General features: G+C 67.0%; 18 protein-coding genes and 1 pseudogene. 13 read left to right on the top strand and 6 right to left on the bottom strand.

What is annotated here, in order from left to right:
- Positions 1–29 precede the first annotated feature (29 nt).
- On the top strand, positions 30–830 hold the full coding sequence (locus G9465_RS17025; RefSeq protein WP_166972157.1) for a hypothetical protein: 801 nt from the start codon (positions 30–32) through the stop codon (positions 828–830).
- A gap of 105 nt (positions 831–935) precedes the next feature.
- Here G9465_RS17025 and icd read toward each other — a convergent pair whose 3' ends face one another.
- A complete protein-coding gene (gene icd / locus G9465_RS17020) occupies positions 936–2,198 on the bottom strand; it encodes an isocitrate dehydrogenase (NADP(+)) (protein WP_166972155.1) in 1,263 nt (420 codons plus the stop codon).
- Between the two features lie 84 nt (positions 2,199–2,282).
- The gene (locus G9465_RS17015) at positions 2,283–2,972 is read right to left on the bottom strand and encodes a hypothetical protein (protein WP_166973090.1); all 690 of its coding nucleotides are present in this window, start codon (positions 2,970–2,972) and stop codon (positions 2,283–2,285) included.
- A 65-nt stretch (positions 2,973–3,037) separates the two neighbouring features.
- On the opposite strand from G9465_RS17015, the gene G9465_RS17010 reads away from it, so the two are divergent.
- Together G9465_RS17010 and map are read left to right on the top strand one after the other, a co-directional pair.
- The gene (locus G9465_RS17010) at positions 3,038–3,889 is read left to right on the top strand and encodes an isoaspartyl peptidase/L-asparaginase (RefSeq protein ID WP_166972153.1); all 852 of its coding nucleotides are present in this window, start codon (positions 3,038–3,040) and stop codon (positions 3,887–3,889) included.
- Between the two features lie 104 nt (positions 3,890–3,993).
- Positions 3,994–4,884, top strand: coding sequence for a type II methionyl aminopeptidase (map, locus tag G9465_RS17005; protein ID WP_166972150.1), 891 nt, complete (start codon positions 3,994–3,996; stop codon positions 4,882–4,884).
- A 135-nt stretch (positions 4,885–5,019) separates the two neighbouring features.
- On the opposite strand, the gene G9465_RS17000 is transcribed toward map, so the two are convergent.
- On the bottom strand, positions 5,020–5,217 hold the full coding sequence (locus tag G9465_RS17000) for a hypothetical protein (RefSeq protein ID WP_166972148.1): 198 nt from the start codon (positions 5,215–5,217) through the stop codon (positions 5,020–5,022).
- 240 nt (positions 5,218–5,457) lie between these two features.
- Here G9465_RS17000 and G9465_RS16995 point away from each other — a divergent pair, with 240 nt between their 5' ends.
- From G9465_RS16995 to G9465_RS16985, 3 genes are all read left to right on the top strand, one after another.
- Complete coding sequence (locus G9465_RS16995) at positions 5,458–6,015, top strand: HIT domain-containing protein (RefSeq protein WP_166972146.1); 558 nt, start codon at positions 5,458–5,460, stop codon at positions 6,013–6,015.
- A gap of 24 nt (positions 6,016–6,039) precedes the next feature.
- Positions 6,040–6,954, top strand: a complete 915-nt coding sequence (locus G9465_RS16990; protein WP_166972144.1) for a cation diffusion facilitator family transporter — start codon at positions 6,040–6,042, stop codon at positions 6,952–6,954.
- Positions 6,955–7,062: 108 nt separating this feature from the next.
- The gene (locus G9465_RS16985; RefSeq protein ID WP_166966297.1) at positions 7,063–7,224 is read left to right on the top strand and encodes a hypothetical protein; all 162 of its coding nucleotides are present in this window, start codon (positions 7,063–7,065) and stop codon (positions 7,222–7,224) included.
- 51 nt (positions 7,225–7,275) lie between these two features.
- On the opposite strand, the pseudogene G9465_RS16980 reads toward G9465_RS16985, so the two are convergent.
- Positions 7,276–8,557, bottom strand: a pseudogene (locus G9465_RS16980) (tRNA (N(6)-L-threonylcarbamoyladenosine(37)-C(2))-methylthiotransferase).
- A 211-nt stretch (positions 8,558–8,768) separates the two neighbouring features.
- Here G9465_RS16980 and G9465_RS16975 point away from each other — a divergent pair.
- From G9465_RS16975 to G9465_RS16960, 4 genes are all read left to right on the top strand, one after another.
- A complete protein-coding gene (locus G9465_RS16975; protein WP_166972142.1) occupies positions 8,769–12,089 on the top strand; it encodes a PAS domain S-box protein in 3,321 nt (1,106 codons plus the stop codon).
- 139 nt (positions 12,090–12,228) lie between these two features.
- Positions 12,229–12,417 carry a hypothetical protein gene (locus tag G9465_RS16970; RefSeq protein ID WP_166972140.1) on the top strand — a complete coding sequence of 63 codons (189 nt, stop codon included), beginning with the start codon at positions 12,229–12,231 and terminating at the stop codon, positions 12,415–12,417.
- Between the two features lie 151 nt (positions 12,418–12,568).
- The gene (locus tag G9465_RS16965) at positions 12,569–12,895 is read left to right on the top strand and encodes a HalOD1 output domain-containing protein (RefSeq protein WP_166972138.1); all 327 of its coding nucleotides are present in this window, start codon (positions 12,569–12,571) and stop codon (positions 12,893–12,895) included.
- Positions 12,892–13,047, top strand: a complete 156-nt coding sequence (locus G9465_RS16960; protein ID WP_166972136.1) for a hypothetical protein — start codon at positions 12,892–12,894, stop codon at positions 13,045–13,047. The genes G9465_RS16965 and G9465_RS16960 overlap by 4 nt, the downstream gene beginning before the upstream one ends.
- Before the next feature lie 5 nt (positions 13,048–13,052).
- Here G9465_RS16960 and deoC read toward each other — a convergent pair whose 3' ends face one another.
- Positions 13,053–13,691 carry a deoxyribose-phosphate aldolase gene (gene deoC / locus G9465_RS16955; RefSeq protein WP_166972134.1) on the bottom strand — a complete coding sequence of 213 codons (639 nt, stop codon included), beginning with the start codon at positions 13,689–13,691 and terminating at the stop codon, positions 13,053–13,055.
- 89 nt (positions 13,692–13,780) lie between these two features.
- On the opposite strand from deoC, the gene G9465_RS16950 reads away from it, so the two are divergent.
- Together G9465_RS16950 and G9465_RS16945 are read left to right on the top strand one after the other, a co-directional pair.
- The gene (locus G9465_RS16950; RefSeq protein WP_166972132.1) at positions 13,781–14,617 is read left to right on the top strand and encodes a DUF63 family protein; all 837 of its coding nucleotides are present in this window, start codon (positions 13,781–13,783) and stop codon (positions 14,615–14,617) included.
- Positions 14,618–14,657: 40 nt separating this feature from the next.
- On the top strand, positions 14,658–15,134 hold the full coding sequence (locus G9465_RS16945) for a hypothetical protein (RefSeq protein WP_166972130.1): 477 nt from the start codon (positions 14,658–14,660) through the stop codon (positions 15,132–15,134).
- Position 15,135: 1 nt separating this feature from the next.
- On the opposite strand, the gene G9465_RS16940 is transcribed toward G9465_RS16945, so the two are convergent.
- Positions 15,136–15,351 carry a hypothetical protein gene (locus G9465_RS16940; RefSeq protein ID WP_166972128.1) on the bottom strand — a complete coding sequence of 72 codons (216 nt, stop codon included), beginning with the start codon at positions 15,349–15,351 and terminating at the stop codon, positions 15,136–15,138.
- 80 nt (positions 15,352–15,431) lie between these two features.
- Between G9465_RS16940 and G9465_RS16935 the strand changes: the two genes are divergently transcribed.
- Complete coding sequence (locus G9465_RS16935; protein WP_166972126.1) at positions 15,432–16,157, top strand: nucleoside phosphorylase; 726 nt, start codon at positions 15,432–15,434, stop codon at positions 16,155–16,157.
- Positions 16,158–16,190: the final 33 nt, after the last annotated feature.

Here is a 16,190-nt window from a genome sequence, read left to right as displayed (position 1 = left end):
GTTTGTGTCTCGGGCACCTGTACTGAACGATGCGGCTCCGCGTGCTCGTGCTGGGCTGTGCGCTCGTGCTGGCCGGCTGTAGCGGTTTTACTCCTTCGGGGAGTTCGGAGACGGTGACCCCGGCGCCGGTGCCGACCGACGGCCTTCGCTATCCGCCCGGCGTGACCGACGACGGCGTGGTGCCGTCCGCGCTGGCAAGCGCACACGCGGGGGCGCTGTCGACCGACGGGTACACGCTGACGAGCAAACAGCGGGTCTACTACGAGGACGGCGACCTCGAACGCCGGACCGACCACGTCCGCTGGGTCGCCGCCAATACCTCGACCTACCGCGGCCGGTTCCAGCAGAACGCCAGCGAGTACCGGGCCGGGTGGCGTACGACGCGGGTGGACTACTGGGCCAACCGCTCTATCGTCGCCACTCGCTACGAGAACCAGCGCGGCGAGGTGACGCTGCTCCGCTGGCCGGCCGAGAACAGCGACCTGCTCACCGACCTCACCGACCAGCAGCGACTGGAGGGCGAACTCGCGGCCGTCGAGATGCGCGTCGCGCGCCGCGAAGCCGACGGCGACGTGATTCTCGTCGGGTCCCGCCCGAGGGACACTGACCGACTGGTGACGCCGCTGTTCGCCCGCGACGTAACGAACGTCGCTGTCCGGATGCGGGTCCGCTACGACGGGACCGTCGTCGCTCGAAGACTCAGCTACGACGCCGCCCTCAGCGGCGGCCGGGTCCACATCGTCCGGGAGGTCCGGGTCACCGACATCGGCGAGACGGCCGTCGAGCGCCCCGACTGGGTGCAGAACACGACCGTCACCCAGCGGCGATAGCGGCCGCTCGCCGGCGAGTGCGAAAGAATGTGGAGTGTTAGCGAGGGTCGCTTACGCGAGCTTCTCTATATTCTGACGGCTTCGCCGTCAGAGCACGACGACTCTCTATGAGAGTCGCTCGACGTTCTCGACGACCTTGTCGGCGAACTCGGAGGTGGCGAGCTTGTTGCCGCCTTCGATCTGCCGTTCGAGGTCGTAGGTGACGTCGCCGTTGGAGATGGTCTCCTCGACGGCGTCGCGGACGAGCTGGCCGGCGTCCTTCCAGCCCATGTACTCCAGCATGAGACGGCCGGAGAGAATCATCGCGGTCGGGTTGACCTTGTCCTCGCCGGCGTACTTCGGGGCGGAGCCGTGGACCGGTTCCGCGAGACAGCGGGCCTCACCGAAGTTCGCGCCGGGCGCGATGCCGAGGCCGCCGATCTGTGCGCCGGCGGCGTCGGACATGTAGTCTCCGTTGAGGTTCATCGTCGCGATGACGTCGTACTCGTCCGTACGAGTGAGGAGCTGCTGGAGCATGTTGTCGGCGATGCGGTCGTTGACCACGAGGGTTCCCTCGGGCTGCTCGCCGTCGTACTCCTCCCAGAGTTCGTCCTCGGTGATGACGTCCTCGCCGTACTCCTCTTCGGCGACCTCGTAGCCCCAGTCACGGAAGGCGCCCTCGGTGAACTTCATGATGTTGCCCTTGTGGACGAGGGTGACGGAGTCACGCTCCTCTTCGAGGGCGTAGTCGATGGCCTCGCGGACCAGACGCTTGGTGCCGAACTCGGTAATCGGCTTGACGCCGATACCGACCGGGCCGTCGTGGATGGTGCTGTCGAAGCCCATCTCCTCCTCGACGAACTCCTTGACCTCCTCGACGTCGTCGGTACCGGCTTCCCACTCGATGCCGGCGTAGACGTCTTCGGTGTTCTCCCGGAAGGTGACCATGTCCATCTTCTCGGGTTCGGAGACGGGCGAGGGGACGCCGTCGAGGTGGTAGGTCGGTCGAACGTTCGCGTACAGGTCGAGCGTCTTCCGGAGCGCGACGTTCAGCGAGCGGAAGCCGGCACCGACGGGGGTCGTCAGCGGCCCCTTGATGGCGACGTTGAACTCCTTGATGGCCTCGACGGTGTCGTCGGGCAGGTTCTCGTCGTACTTCTCGCGAGCGGACTCACCGGCGTAGACGCGCATCCACGAGATGTCACGCCCGGTGGCGTTCGCGGCGGCCTCCAGCACCTTCTGGGCGGCCGGACCGACGTCGGTCCCGATACCGTCCCCGTGGATGATGGGGATGATGGGGTTCTCGGGGACGTCGAGTTCGTTGTCGTCTGTGACCTGAATCTGCTGGCCCTCTTCGGGCACCTCCACTTTCTCGTAGTCGTAGCCCATACCTCGCGCATCGATAGTCGCGCCTAAAGGACTGCCGTTTTCCCGTAGACGTGGTAACGAACGGCATTGAAAACTCAGCCGACACTACCGCAGTGCGTCGACCATCGCCTTCAGTTCCATCGGACCGTTCGTGAGGAGCGCTCGCAGGAACCGTCGCCGGGCCCCGTCGATGGCGTCTTCGAGTGCGTCGTCGGCGTCCTCGAACACCCCCGCGCCGTGGCCCAGCAGGATTCGCTCGGGGTCGAGATCCGCGAACGTCTCCCGCGGCGGGAACAGGCGACTGAACACCCGCATCGAGAGGCGTTCAGGCCCGACGGTGTAGGGCCCGCCCGCGAAGAAGTCGGGGACGTACAACGTCCCGTCGGCCTCGCGGTAGGCGACAGTCTCGCGCCACGCGCGGAGCGGGTTGAGCCGTCGGAGTTCGAAGCCGGCGAGCGAGTGGGTCGCCCGCTCGGTCGGGACGTCGAGACGGTCGGCGACCCGGTCTAGCCCCGTCGGCACCGTCACCGGAACGCCGTGTCGCTCGGCGAACACCGCCGCGTCTCTGGCGTGGTAGTCGGCGAGGACGGCGACGCCGGCCACCTCGCCGAGGTCGGCGTAGCAGTCGTCGACGCCGGGGGCGTCCAGCGGGTCGACCAGCCAGACGCCGCCGTCGGGGCCGCGGACCGCGTGACTCGTTCGCTGGCCGCCCTCCTCGGGGAAGGCCTGCCAGCCGACACCGCCCTCCCACCGGTCGACGACGCGGTACGCCTCGGCGTCCTCGCGCGCGTACATCGGCACGTCGGTACGCCGCAGTGGGCCGGGGATATGTTTTCCGTCTGGCGCCCGAGAGGTGTCGTATGTACGTCGTCGTCCACGGTGGCGCGGGAGGGCCGCCCGAGGAACCGGCCGACCGCCAGTCGACGCTCGCCGACGCCGCCGACACCGCCACCGACGCCGAAGGGCCCCTCGAAGCGGTACTCGCGGCTGTCCGACCGCTGGAGCGTAACCCGAGGTTCAACGCCGGCGTGGGTGGGGCGGTCCAGAGCGACGGTGTCGTCCGCACCGAGGCGGGCCTCATGACCGACGACGGGACGATTGGCGCCGCGTGTTCGATGGCCGGCGTCGCCCACGCTGCCGACGTGGCCCGCGTCGTCGCGACGGAGACGCCCCACGTCTGCCTCGCCGGTGACCCGGCAGTCGAACTGGCGGCGGCGAGCGGTATCGACACCGGCGAGGACCTGCTGACCGACCGGACTCGCGGTCGCTACGAGGACGCCGAACCGCCGACGGGCGACGTGGCCGACCGCCTCGCGTGGGTGCGTGAACACTTCGCGGGGACGGACACTGTCGGCGCCGTCGCCACCGACGGCGACCGACTCGCTGCGGCCACGTCGACGGCCGGCCGGTGGTTCGCGCTCGCCGGTCGAGTCGGCGACGTGCCCCAGATTGGAGCGGGGGTCTACGCGGGCGACCGTGGGGGTGCGAGCGTGACGGGCGAGGGGGAGGCCATCGCCCGTTTCGGTCTCGCGCGGCGGGCGGTCGACCTGTTGGAGACGTTCGGCCCGCGGCAGGCCGCCGAGGAGGCTCTCGCGGAGTTCGAGGCGGCGACTGGTGGGCGAGCGGGTATCGTCGTGCTAGACCACGCCGGCCACGTCGGCAGCGAGTACAACACGGCTGCGATGCAGGCGTCTCGGGCCGGGCCGGACTGACGTCCGGCCCGCGGTCCGTCGTTGCGGGACCGACTATCCGCCGGCGGTCGATTGGCTACCGGCCAACGACAAACGCTTTCACGCACAGCGCCCAACGCCGGGGCATGAGCGACGTGGACTTCGAGTCCGAGCAGTACGAGAAGTGTCGCGAGGCCGGCGAAATCCTCGCGCAGGTGCGTGACGAGGCCGCAGAGCGGGTCGAGGTCGGTACTTCCCACCTCGAAGTCGCAGAGTGGGCCGAAGAGAAGATTCGGGAGTTGGGCGGGGAACCGGCGTTCCCAGTCAACATCTCCATCGACGAGGAGGCCGCCCACGCGACGCCAGAGCGCGACGACGAGACCACCTTCGGCGAAGAGATGGTGAATCTGGACATCGGCGTCCACGTCGACGGGTGGCTGGCCGACACCGCCGTCACCGTCGACCTCTCGGGCCACGACGAACTGGCGGCGGCCTCCGCCGAGGCGCTAGACGCCGCACTGGAGGTCGCCGGTCCCGGCGTCGACGTCGGCGAAATCGGTGCGGCCGTAGAGAGGGTCATCGAGGGGTACGGTTTCAACCCGGTCGTCAACCTCACGGGCCACGGCCTCGGCCACTGGGAACAGCACACCGCGCCGAACATCCCGAACCGCGAGGTATCGCAGGGGGCGACGCTGGAACCCGGCGACGTCGTCGCTATCGAACCGTTCGCGACGGACGGCCGCGGGAAGGTACAGGAAGGCTCCGACGAGGAGATTTTCGCGCTCGAACGCGAGGGGAGTGTACGTGACCGGAACGCTCGACAGGTCTTAGAACAGATCACCGAGGAGTTCAAGACGCTCCCGTTCGCCGCCCGCTGGCTGGACTCCCCGCGGGCGAAGATGGCGCTGCGCCGCCTGAAACAGCAGAACATCGTCCACGGCTATCCGGTCCTCAAAGAACGGGAAGGAACGTTCGTCAGTCAGAAGGAACACACCGTCATCGTGACCGACGACGGCGTCGAAGTGACCACGCGCTAACGGTACGGACGTCTTTTGCTGCGGCGTCAGTACGGACGGTGTCGCCGCCATCGAAAACGAAGTACTGGCCACACAACCGGGGCCGTGCGGCGGGGGAACCGTGGGCGGATGCGGATGGAACTCGTCCGGGATGGCCTATGCGTTGTTCATGCGCGTGTTTGTCGTCTCACCGCAGACCAGACACTCGCTGACCCGATACGGTTCGCGCGAGAACTCCGCGTTCTCGCGTTTGGTGCTCTCGGTCTGTATCTGGAGACTGACTTCGTGCGGTGTCTCTCGCCCACAGTTCGAACACGACTCTGACATATCGACGCCGTCGTTTGTGGTCGCCATCCCGTCTCTCCCTTCCCCCAAGAACCGCATAAAAACCCCCTTTCGTTGGACTCCGTTCACACCGTTTATCGCAAGACGTAGCCGGTTTTCGTAAACCGCTGCCATAGACGGCTATAGACGATTCAAAATCGATTCTCCGTACTTGAATGGGGTATTTACCTCGTGAACGGCCGACAGATTTAAATACTGGATTCGCCCCCGTTCGAAGTCGTTTAGGTCGGGGGGCCGAACGGTGGCTGTATGGACTCTGTGTTCGCGCCGTGGCGCATCGACTGGGTCGAACGTGACGAGCAGAACCCCGACGCCGACTGCGTGTTCTGTGCGTTTCGGGAGGGTGACGCCGACCGGGAGAACAACGTCGTCGCGCGGAGCGACCACGCGTTCGTCCTCCTGAACAACTACCCGTACAACCCGGGTCACGTGATGGTCGTTCCCCACGACCACACCGGCGAGTACGGCGAGTTAGACGACGAGACGCTGTTAGACCACGCCCATCTGAAACAGCGCTGTTTCGACGCGCTGGAGGCGGGGCTGGGGCCCGACGCCTACAACGCCGGCCTGAACCTCGGCGGGTCGGCCGCCGGCGGGTCCATCGACGACCACCTCCACACCCACGTCGTCCCGCGCTGGGAGGGCGACACCAACTTCATGCCCGTCGTCAGCGACACGAAGGTCATCGTCGAGGCCGTCGAAGACACCTACGACCGCCTCCACGACGCCTTCGCCGCGCAGGACGACACCACCGTCACAGACCCCGACGCCGCTGTGCGTATCGACGCGCCTCCAAAGCGGCTTTAGCCTCCCCCCGTTAGTTCCGAGTAGATGTCGCGCCGTGCCACTCTCAGGCGGGTCGGCCTCCTCGTCCTCGGCGTGAACCTCGCGCTGGTGGTGCTGAAAGGCGGGGTCTGGCTGACCACCGGGAGCCTCGCCGTCCAGTCGGAGGCGGTCAACAGCGCCGCAGACACCGCTTACTCGCTCGTCATCGTCGCGGGCCTCTATCTCACCACCCAGCCACCGGACTTCGAACACCCCCACGGCCACGAGCGCATCGAACCGTTCGTCTCGCTGTTCGTCGCCGCCGGCATCTTCGCTGCCGGCGGCGTCGTCCTCTGGCAGGCCGGCCGCGCCCTGCTGACCGGCAACGTCGCGGTGACACAGGGGCCCGTCGCCGTCGGCGTCCTCGCGCTCTCGGGGGCCGCGAAGTACGGCCTCTACCGCTACTGTCTGGCCGCCGGCCGGGACAGCAACTCCCCGGCGCTGGTCGCGACGGCGAAGGACAACCGCAACGACATCCTCACGGCGGGGGCCGCACTCGTCGGGGTCCTAGGCGCCACCGCCGGCTATCCGCTCGCGGACCCCCTCGCCGCTATCGTCGTCGCCGTCGGCATCCTCTACACCGGCGTCGAAGTCGTCAGGGACAACGTCGCCTATCTGGTGGGGGCCGCACCGCCCGAGGACCTCCGCCGGGAGATTCTCGAACGCGCGCTCGACCACCCGCAGGTGCAGGGGGCCCACGACGTCATCGCCCACTACGTCGGTCCGGAAATCGACGTGAGTCTCCACATCGAGGTGGAGGGCGACCTGACGCTGACCGAGGCCCACGACATCGAGACGGCGGTCATCAAGTCCGTGCAGGAACTGCCGGAGGTCGACGACGTGTTCGTCCACGTCGACCCGAAGGAACTCGGCGAGTGGAAAGACGACGACGAGGTCGAACGGTTGGCGGACTTAGAGTGAGCGCTCGTGTTGTGGCGCTCCTGAACCCCGGAAAACCATGTCGCAACCGCGACCGGCACCCGTGTCGGTTTCCCTCCCCGGACCGTAGTGCCTGACAGCATGGCACACATGACAGCAGAGCTCAGCGACGGGACCGAGATAAAAGGGGTCCTCGAAGTCGTCGAGGGGTCCAACGGCGTACATCTGAAAAAAGAGGTTCAGGGGGGCGACATCGAGCGTGTGGCCTACATCCCCTATCGGAACCTCACTTACGTATACTACGACCAGTAACCGTCGCGGCGCGTCGGTGGGTCGGGGCGACTGACCCACCGATAGGCTGCCTCAGTCCGCCAGCGCCGCCCGCTCGACCGGTTCGCCGAACGCGTACACCGTGTTGTGGCTCGTAATCTCGACGTCGACGAACTCGCCGACTTCCAGTCCGCGCTCCTCGGCGTCGGCGATGACGACCTGCCGGTAGGCCTCGTCGTAGCCAACCAGCGACTCGTCGGTGCCGTCCTCTACGAGCAACACGGAGGCGGTACGGCCGACCATGTCCTCGTAGGCCGCGCCCGTGACTTCCATCTTCAACTCGGTCATCGCCTTCGAGCGGTCCTTCTTCGTCTGGCCGCCCAGTCCCTTCATGTCGGCGGCGTCGGTGCCGGGCCGCTTCGAGAAGCGCGTGACGTTGATCTTCTCGGGGCGGGTTTCCCGGAGGAGGGCCATCGACTCCTCGTGGTCTTCCGGGTCCTCGGTCGGGAACCCGACGATGAAATCCGTCGACAGCGTCCAGTACTCCAGGGCGTCGTCGAACGCCTCGACGACCTCCAGATACTCGGAGACGGCGTGTTGCCGGCGCATGTCTGCCAGCACGTCGTCGCTGCCCGACTGGACCGGCGCGTGGATGAAGTTGTACAGTTCGTCGTGTTCGGCGAACACCGCGGCCAGTTCATCGCGCACCCCGTGGAGGCCCTTCGGGTTCGCCATGCCGACCCGAACCCGAAACTCGCCGTCTATCTCGGTACAGATGCGCTCCAACAGTTCGGGCAGGAGGCTCGTCCCCTGATTGGTGTCCCAGCCGTAGACGCCGGTGTCCTGTCCCGTGATGCGAATCTCCTTCGCGCCGGCGTGGACGAGCGCGCGGGCCTTCTCGACGTTCTCCTCGACGGGGGGTGAGTCGATGCGGCCGGTGGCCTGCTTCGTGATGCAGTACGAGCAGTCGCTCATACAGCCGCGGGCGATGGGGAGGATGCCGACGACGCCGTTCAGCACGGTCTCGGTGTCGGGCGTGACTGTCGGACACTCCCCGTTGAGGACGTGTTGGGCACGTCGTCCCAGTGGAGCACCTCGGCGTCGACGTCCGCGTCGTGGAATTCCTCGCCCTGTGCGAGGGCCATACAACCCGTGACGACGAGGTCGGCGGGGTCTCCTCGTCCAGTTCTTTGGCCCGCTGGAGCATGTTGCGCTCGGTCTTCTCCAGCACCGTGCAGGTGTTGAGGATGGCCACGTCTGCCGACTCGGGACCGTCGGCGGGGTGGTGGCCGCCCTCGCGGAGCGCTTGCTCTATCTGCTGGGTCTCACCTCGGTTGGAGGTGCACCCGTACGTCTCGATGTGGTAGCGGGCCATTCGTCCTAGCGATACGGCTTCCCGGCCAAAAGCGCGACGGATTCGTCCGGCCCGGCGGGACGGCAGTAGTCAGATCAACAGTTTGGAACCGTCCCGTAGTCGTAAGTACTCCGGTCAGCGACCGATTGCGCATAGTACTATATGTGTGTGTGCAGTGACGTTTACCTGTATGCGTGTCCGGCATCTCAGAACGAGGAGATCGCCGGTTACCGTGACCGACCGGGACGTCGCCGGTGCGGCGCCGCTCTCGCCCGACAGTCGGGGGGCCGACACGACGCGCGGTCTCGGTGGGCGTCGCGGCTATCCGGTGGTTCCGGTCGTCGCCTGCACCGACGGCGCCGGTGACCGTTTCGGCGAGGACCCCGACCGCTACCGCCTCCTCTGTGAACAGGTCCATCGCTACGGCGTGTTCGTCCTCGACAGCGACGGGCGGGTCACCCAGTGGGGCGACGGTGCCGGGCGGCTACTGGGCTACGACGGCGACGCGGCGCTCGGCGAACCGTTCGCGGCGTTCTACACCGACGAGGACGTGACGGCGGACCACCCCGAAGCGCTACTCGACCGGGCCGAGACGGAGGGCGAGGTCGTCGACGAGGGATGGTTGGTCCGGGCCGACGACGCCCGCTTTTGGGGCCGACTCGCCGTCGTCGCACTCCAGTCGGACGGTGAACTGGCAGGCTACGGCGTCGTCACGACGGACCTCTCAGAGGCACCGGACAAACTCCGGTCGTACGAGACGCTGACCGAAGCGCCCGTCCAACTGGTCGGACTGGCCGAACCGGACGGGACGCTCGTCGAGGCGAACAAGACCGCACTGGAGTTCGCCGGTGTCGAACGGGCCGACGTCGTCGGGACGCCAATCTGGGAGACCCACTGGTGGTCCCACTCCGAGGCCGCCCGCGAGCGCCTGCGGGATGCCGTCGAGACGGCCGCCACGGGGGAGTTCGTCCGCTACGAGGCGACGGTGGTGGGTGCGGACGGCGAGGAGATAACCGTCGATTTCTCGCTGACCCCGGTCACGGACGGCGACGGGCGGGTCGTGGCACTGGTCCCCGAGGGCCGTGACGTGACCGAACGGAAACAGGTGGAGGCGGAACTGCGCGAGCGCAACCGGATGTTCTCGACGCTCGTCGCCAACCTGCCCGGCATGGCCTACCGCTGTGAGAACGAGGTCGGGTGGCCGATGTCGTTCGTCAGCGCCGGGTGTGCGGACCTCACGGGCTATGACCCACCGGAGATAGAGTCTGGACACGTGAGTTGGGGCGAGGACGTCATCCACCCCGACGACCGGGAGCGGGTCTGGAACGAGGTGCAGGCGGCCATAAACGAACGCGACCCGTTTACACTCACTTACCAGATACGCCGCGCCGACGGCACCGAGCGGTGGGTCTGGGAGCAAGGCGAGGGCGTCTTCGAGGACGACGAACTGGTCGCCATCGAGGGGTTCATCACCGACATCACCGGCCGCAAGGAGCGCGAGCGCCGCCTCGAAGCAGTGTTCGACCAGACCTACCAGTTCACTGGTCTGTTGGACCCGGACGGAACCGTCCTCGAAGCCAACGAGACGGCGCTGGACTTTGGCGGTCTGGACCGGGACGACGTCGTTGGGAAACCCGTCTGGGAGACGGCGTGGTTCCAGACGAACGGCGATATCCGGGAACGGGTTCGAGCGGACGTCCAGCGAGCGGCCGACGGGGAGTTTGTCCGCCACGAACTGGACGTACAGGGGACCGACCGCGTGGCGACTATCGACTTCTCTATCCGTCCCATCACCGACGAACGGGGTGACGTGGAACTGCTCGTCCCCGAAGGCCGTGACATCACCGAGCGGACGCGTCGGGAGTCCCAACTGGAGACGCTCAACGAAGTGTCACGGGAGTTGACCGAAGCGGCGTCAGAGCAGGCCGTCTGTGACATCGCCGTCAGGGCGGCGCGCGAGACGCTTGGACTCGAACTGGCTGCCGTCGAACTCTACGACCCCGAACGGAACCGTCTGGTCCCACGTGCCCGGACCGACGCCGTCGCCGAACTGGTCGGCGACGCGTCGCTGTTCGAACCGGAGGACGGCGAGTCCTGGCAGGTGTTCGTCCAGAGCGAAGTGACCGTCCACGAAGACATCGAGTTCCGGGCCGACGTCTCCGGCCCGGGGACCCCACTCGACAGTGCTATCGTTCTCCCGCTCGGCCAGCACGGGGTGTTCATCACCGGCGAGACGACCCCCGAATCGTTCGCCGACGCGGACGTCGACCTCGCCAGAGTGCTCGCGGCCCACGTCGAGACGGCGCTGGACCGAGTCGACCGCGAGGCCTCGCTCCGGGAGCACACGACGACGCTCGAAACGAAGACCGAGCGCCTGACCCGCATGGGACGGGTCAACGGGGTGTTACGCGACGTCACGAGAGCGCTCGTCGACGCGGACTCTCGGGAGGAGATAGAGACGGTCGTCTGTGAGACGCTCGCGGCGACCGGTCCCTATCAGTTCGCGTGGTTCGGGACGCGTGATCCCGTCAGCGACGAGGTTCAGCCGACATCGTGGGCAGGTGACGAGTCGGGATACCTAGACGCCATCACGGTCGCCGTCGGGGGAGCGGAACCGGCCGGTCGTGCTGTCGGCGAACACACCATACAGGTCGCATCGCCCGCCCGTTCCGACCCACCGTTCGACCCGTGGGAACAGGCAGCGCTGGAGCGTGACTACCACACCGTCGTCTCGGTACCGGTGAGCTACGAAGGCGCACTGTACGGCGCGCTGACCGTCTACGGAAGTGATCCGGCCCACCTCGACGACGTCGAGCAGTCGGTCCTCGCGGAACTGGGCGATACGGTGGGCCACGCCATCAACGCCGTCGAGCGCAAGACGGCCCTGATGAGCAACCGACGGGTCGAACTGGAGTTCAGCATCGAGAACCCAGACACGGCGCTGTTCCGGTGTGTGAAGGCGGTCGGCGGCGAGTTCGAATTCGAGGGCGTCGTCGCGGAGGGGAGCGACCCGCTCCGGGTGTTCGTCACACTCGAGGACGTAGACCCCGACGAAGTCCGCGAGTTCGTGGCGGAGACGCCGGGGATCGGCGAGGTCAGACACGTCGCCAGCGACGACTCCGAGAGCCTCTTTGAATGTTCGGTCGTCGGTGAGAGCATCGTCGGCGCCGTCTTCGACCACGGCGGTACAGTGCAGTCGCTCACCAGCGACGGCAAGACGGGCCGCCTCGTCGTCGAACTGGCCGACGACCGTGACGTCAGAGAGTTCACCGAGATGTTCGAGACGGCCTTCGAGGGCGCGACGTTGCTCGCTCGACGCGAACGCGACTGGCCGGTACAGACGGCGACGGAGTTCCGGTCCGAACTCCTCGATCGGTTCACCGAAAAACAGCGAGAGGCAGTCGAGACGGCCTACCTGAGTGGGTTTTTCGAGTGGCCCCGCGAGAACACGGGCGAGGAGGTGGCGGCGGCCCTCGGCGTCTCACAGCCGACGTTCAACCGCCATCTGCGGGCGAGTCAGCACAAACTGCTGACGCTGCTGCTGGACGAGTGAGCGCGATTTCAGTGTATAGTGGGTGTCGACGCGGCGGCCCTATCCACGTAACGACGTCCGTTTTCCCTCTGTAGGACTGGCGTGTATACACACCGACAGTTGGACCGTGCGATAGACGCCGCCCTCATTTCACTACTGTATGGCCGGTGACCATCCCGAAGACACGACGACGGCGACGGACCAGCCCCGTATCTGTACCAGTTGTGGTGCCGGGATCGACACCACGGAGTGGTACCCGGTGGTCGCAGACCCGGAGGAGGGCTACCGTATCTACGCGTTCTGCGATGAGACCTGTCGCGAGCGCTGGCGGCAGGAGACTGGGAAGTGACCGTGCCCGCTACTGACTCTCTCGGCGCCACCCGCGAGATTGACGTGAACGGGTCGGAACGCCCGAATCTAAATGTATAGTGTGTCCCGGCCCAGGAGGCGTGTCCATGTAGCAGTCATCTCTATCCTCGCATAGTGCGTCCGCTGACTCGATGAGTCAGCGCGAGACACGAGACCAGCACGTCGAACGGACCGTCGACGACGTCTCCTCGACAGAGCAGTTGACACAGACGATAGTCGGTGCCGTCGCCGAAACGACGGAGACACTCCCCCCGGACGTCGATTCGTTGCTGTACGATGTCATCGAACCAGACGCACTCTCGAGTGTGCTCGCGGCGTCTACGAACGGCCACGTCGCGTTCGTCTACGAGGACTGCGGTGTCTCCATCTCTAGTGACGGCACGGTCCTCGTGGTCCCCGACCCGACGTGTGTCGGTCACGCCGGCGAGACGCTCCTCGGCGTCACAGAGCCACCATGACCGGTGAATCCGAACCGCAGCGAGAGTGGTCTAGGGCCCCGGTCGACGACCGGTACACAGCGCTTCGGGTCGACGACGAACTCCTCATCTACGACGACGAGGAGGACGGCGCGTGGATACAGTCGACCGCGACCTGTGAACTGCGGGCGTGAGTGGCCTACTCGTCTCGCTGTTCGCGCCACTCGGCGACGATGACGTCGCCGCTGGAGGCCCCGATGCGTTCGGCCCCGGCCTCGAACATCGCGGTCGCTTCGTCGTACGACCCCACGCCGCCGCTGGCTTTCACCGGGAGGTACTGGCTCAGAATCTCCACGTCGTGGACGGTCGCACCGCCCTCGGAGAACCCCGTCGCCGTCTTGAGGTAGGCGGCGTCGGCGTCGGCGACCAGTCGACCGACGCGGTGGAGTTCCTCGTCGGTCAGCAGCGGTGCCTCGACGATGACCTTCACGGGGACGGGAACGGCGGCGACGACTTCGGTGAGGTGGTCACGGACGGCGTCGTCCTCGCCGGCTTTCAGCAAACCGACGTTACAGACCACGTCGAGTTCGTCGGCGCCGTCGTCCCACGCGCGCTTGGCCGCGTGACAGACCGTGTCGGTGCTTCCCTGTCCGTGCGGGAAGTCGACGACCGTCGCCAGCGGGACGTTCGCGTAGTCGCTCGCGAGTGAGAGGTAACACGGCGGGATACAGGCCCGCATCCCGTACTCCAGTGCGTCCTCCAGACACGCTCGCACGTCGTCGGGCGTCGTCGTCGGTCCGAGGACGGTGTGTTCCACCCGGTCGGGAAGGTCGTCCATACCGGGTCCAGAGGCGGCGAGCACCTAAACGTCCCGACGACGCGACGCGAGGCCGGAACCTTTTCGGCGTCACGGGGTGGCGTGCAGATATGGTATTGCCTACGGGGTTCGGACTGCCGCCGGTGCCGTATCTGGCGGCACTCGCGGGTGGGACGCTGGTGGTGTCGGCTCTGTTGGTCGCGCTGGACCCGCCGATAGACCAGCGGATCGTCGTCGCGTTGGCTCCGTGGATGGCCATCGGCGGGACGCTCCACGCACTCGGGCAACCCCCGATCGAGGTGTACGACCCGGTCCTCAGACCGTTGTTCGGGACGCCGTCAGTGTATTTCACGACGTACGTCACGCTGGGGACGGTGTGGGTCCTCCTCTCGCTGTTCGGCGTCCGGCGGGGCCACGACGAGACTGTCTCGCGGAACCTCGGGCTGACCGGCACCGGCATCCTGACGGTGTTGCTGGTGCTCGCGGCTATCACGGCGCTCCGCTCGGAACTGCTGGCACTCGTCTGGCCCACCGTGGCCGTGGTCGGCGCTGTCGTCCTCTCGGCGATAACGCTGTTGATCGTCGCACTCTGGCGGACGCCGATAATCGTCCGCACGCGGTACGCCGCGCCCGTCGTCGTGTTCGCCCACGCCTTCGACGGCGTGTCGACGGCCATCGGAACGGACGTCATCGGCGTCGGCGAGCGCTCCCCGGTGCCCCGTGCCATCATGGACTTCGCCGGGACGCTCCCGACGGCCCCTCTCATCGGTGAGGGGTGGCTGTTCGCGCTGGTGAAACTCGTCGTCGCGGTGGCCGTCGTCGTCCTCATGCACCAGTATCTGGAGGACGAACCCGCCGAGGGAAGCCTCCTACTGGCGTTCATCGCCGCCGTCGGCCTCGGTCCGGCGACGAACAACGTCGTGCTGTTCCTCTTTACTCCGGTGTAGGTTCCAAACGCTCATTGTGCCCCCCGGCGAGGTGTCGGATATGTTGTCGCTCTCGCTCGGCCAGTGGGGGGTCATATGCGTGCTTTCCGGCGTCTTCGCGGCGGTTCTGCTGAACATCCCGATGTACGTCCAACCGGAGGGGTACCTTCCGGCTTACGTCGCCGCCGGGGGACTGACCGCTGTCGACCCGGCCGATGTGAGTACACCACTCGCAGTGGCTGTCCACCACGCCACCGGCACCGCCGTGGCGCTGCTGTACGGGGCTCTCGTCTACGCCTTGGCGGCGATACTGCCGGCCGGACTCTCGCTTGCCGGCGTTCCGGCGATTCCGCATCTGCTGGGGGCCGTCGGCGTCACGCTGTTCATCTACTACTTCTTCGAGCGCGTGGCGATGCCCCGCGCCGGCGGGAGCGTCGGTGGCCAGCGGAACGACATCGTCCAGCAGTGGGCGCTCTCGTCGTTCATCTACGGGACGACGCTGGCGCTCGCTGTCCCGGTGTTCGTCACCCAGTTTTGAGTCAGCCGTACTGCCGAGAGAGGTTGCGGTACATCACGCCGAACAGGAACGCCGCCGCCAGCGCGCCGAACGGGAGCGCGTACACCCACGGCACGTCCGCGCCGGTGCCGGTCCGCTGGGCGAAGACGGCGACGAACCCGAGACCGAACCCGGCGACGGCCGAGACGACCGCCGGCCAGCGCATCCGCCTGTCGAACAGCGAGAAGTCGTCGCTCATACCCACACCGTTGCCCTGCCCCTACCTCATTGTTCCGACGAATCCCCGGCGTTCTTACTGGGTCGGGGCGAACGGCCGCCATGGCGAAACAACCCCATCTGCTGGTCGAACCGGGCGATCTGAACGACGTGGCGCTCCTGCCGGGCGACCCCGGACGCGTCGACCGCATCGCAGGCCACTGCGACGACCACGAGGTGGTCGCCGAGAACCGCGAGTACAAGGTCGTCAACGCCACCTACGAGGGCACCGACCTGACGATCTGTTCGACGGGCATCGGGTCGCCGTCGGCGGCTATCGCCGTCGAGGAACTGGCCGCCGTCGGCGTCGAGACGTTCCTCCGCGTCGGCACCACGGGGGCGCTCCAGTCCGGCATCGAAATCGGCGACATGGTCGTCGCCACCGGCGCCGCCAAGGACGAGGGGACGACCGACCGCTACGAGGCCACGGCAGTCCCGGCCGTCCCGGACTACGACGCCCTGTCGGCGCTCGTGGACGCGGCCGAAGCCAACGGCGAAGACGTCCACGTCGGCCCGATAGCCACTGACGACGCCTTCTACGCCGAGACCGACGAGTACGTCGAGAACTGGGAGGCTGCCGGGTTGCTGGCCGTCGAGATGGAGGCCGCCGCCATCTTCTCGCTGGCCCGCCGGAAGGGACTGGCCGCCGGCGCCATCTGTACCGTCGACGGCAACCTCGTCGAAGGGACCCAGAAGGGGACGACCGACGACGAGGAACTCCCCGAGAAGGCCAAGAACAACGTCGAACGCGCCATCGAAATCTCGCTGACCGCCGCCACGTCGCTCTGAGGCGGCGACCGCTGGCATCTCCACGTCGCCCGG

The sequence above is a fragment of the Haloarcula sp. JP-L23 genome (assembly GCF_011602445.1).
GTDB lineage: Archaea > Halobacteriota > Halobacteria > Halobacteriales > Haloarculaceae > Haloarcula > Haloarcula pellucida.
This window is presented reverse-complemented; position numbering and strand designations above follow the sequence as displayed.

What these genes read in the sequence shown, in the direction of transcription:
- G9465_RS17025 (WP_166972157.1), top strand. Translation starts at nt 30, where the DNA reads ATGCGGCTCCGCGTGCTCGTGCTGGGCTGTGCGCTCGTGCTGGCCGGC.
- icd (WP_166972155.1), bottom strand. Translation starts at nt 2,198, where the DNA reads ATGGGCTACGACTACGAGAAAGTGGAGGTGCCCGAAGAGGGCCAGCAG.
- G9465_RS17015 (WP_166973090.1), bottom strand. Translation starts at nt 2,972, where the DNA reads ATGTACGCGCGCGAGGACGCCGAGGCGTACCGCGTCGTCGACCGGTGG.
- G9465_RS17010 (WP_166972153.1), top strand. Translation starts at nt 3,038, where the DNA reads ATGTACGTCGTCGTCCACGGTGGCGCGGGAGGGCCGCCCGAGGAACCG.
- map (WP_166972150.1), top strand. Translation starts at nt 3,994, where the DNA reads ATGAGCGACGTGGACTTCGAGTCCGAGCAGTACGAGAAGTGTCGCGAG.
- G9465_RS17000 (WP_166972148.1), bottom strand. Translation starts at nt 5,217, where the DNA reads ATGGCGACCACAAACGACGGCGTCGATATGTCAGAGTCGTGTTCGAAC.
- G9465_RS16995 (WP_166972146.1), top strand. Translation starts at nt 5,458, where the DNA reads ATGGACTCTGTGTTCGCGCCGTGGCGCATCGACTGGGTCGAACGTGAC.
- G9465_RS16990 (WP_166972144.1), top strand. Translation starts at nt 6,040, where the DNA reads ATGTCGCGCCGTGCCACTCTCAGGCGGGTCGGCCTCCTCGTCCTCGGC.
- G9465_RS16985 (WP_166966297.1), top strand. Translation starts at nt 7,063, where the DNA reads ATGACAGCAGAGCTCAGCGACGGGACCGAGATAAAAGGGGTCCTCGAA.
- G9465_RS16970 (WP_166972140.1), top strand. Translation starts at nt 12,229, where the DNA reads ATGGCCGGTGACCATCCCGAAGACACGACGACGGCGACGGACCAGCCC.
- G9465_RS16965 (WP_166972138.1), top strand. Translation starts at nt 12,569, where the DNA reads ATGAGTCAGCGCGAGACACGAGACCAGCACGTCGAACGGACCGTCGAC.
- G9465_RS16960 (WP_166972136.1), top strand. Translation starts at nt 12,892, where the DNA reads ATGACCGGTGAATCCGAACCGCAGCGAGAGTGGTCTAGGGCCCCGGTC.
- deoC (WP_166972134.1), bottom strand. Translation starts at nt 13,691, where the DNA reads ATGGACGACCTTCCCGACCGGGTGGAACACACCGTCCTCGGACCGACG.
- G9465_RS16950 (WP_166972132.1), top strand. Translation starts at nt 13,781, where the DNA reads ATGGTATTGCCTACGGGGTTCGGACTGCCGCCGGTGCCGTATCTGGCG.
- G9465_RS16945 (WP_166972130.1), top strand. Translation starts at nt 14,658, where the DNA reads ATGTTGTCGCTCTCGCTCGGCCAGTGGGGGGTCATATGCGTGCTTTCC.
- G9465_RS16940 (WP_166972128.1), bottom strand. Translation starts at nt 15,351, where the DNA reads ATGAGCGACGACTTCTCGCTGTTCGACAGGCGGATGCGCTGGCCGGCG.
- G9465_RS16935 (WP_166972126.1), top strand. Translation starts at nt 15,432, where the DNA reads ATGGCGAAACAACCCCATCTGCTGGTCGAACCGGGCGATCTGAACGAC.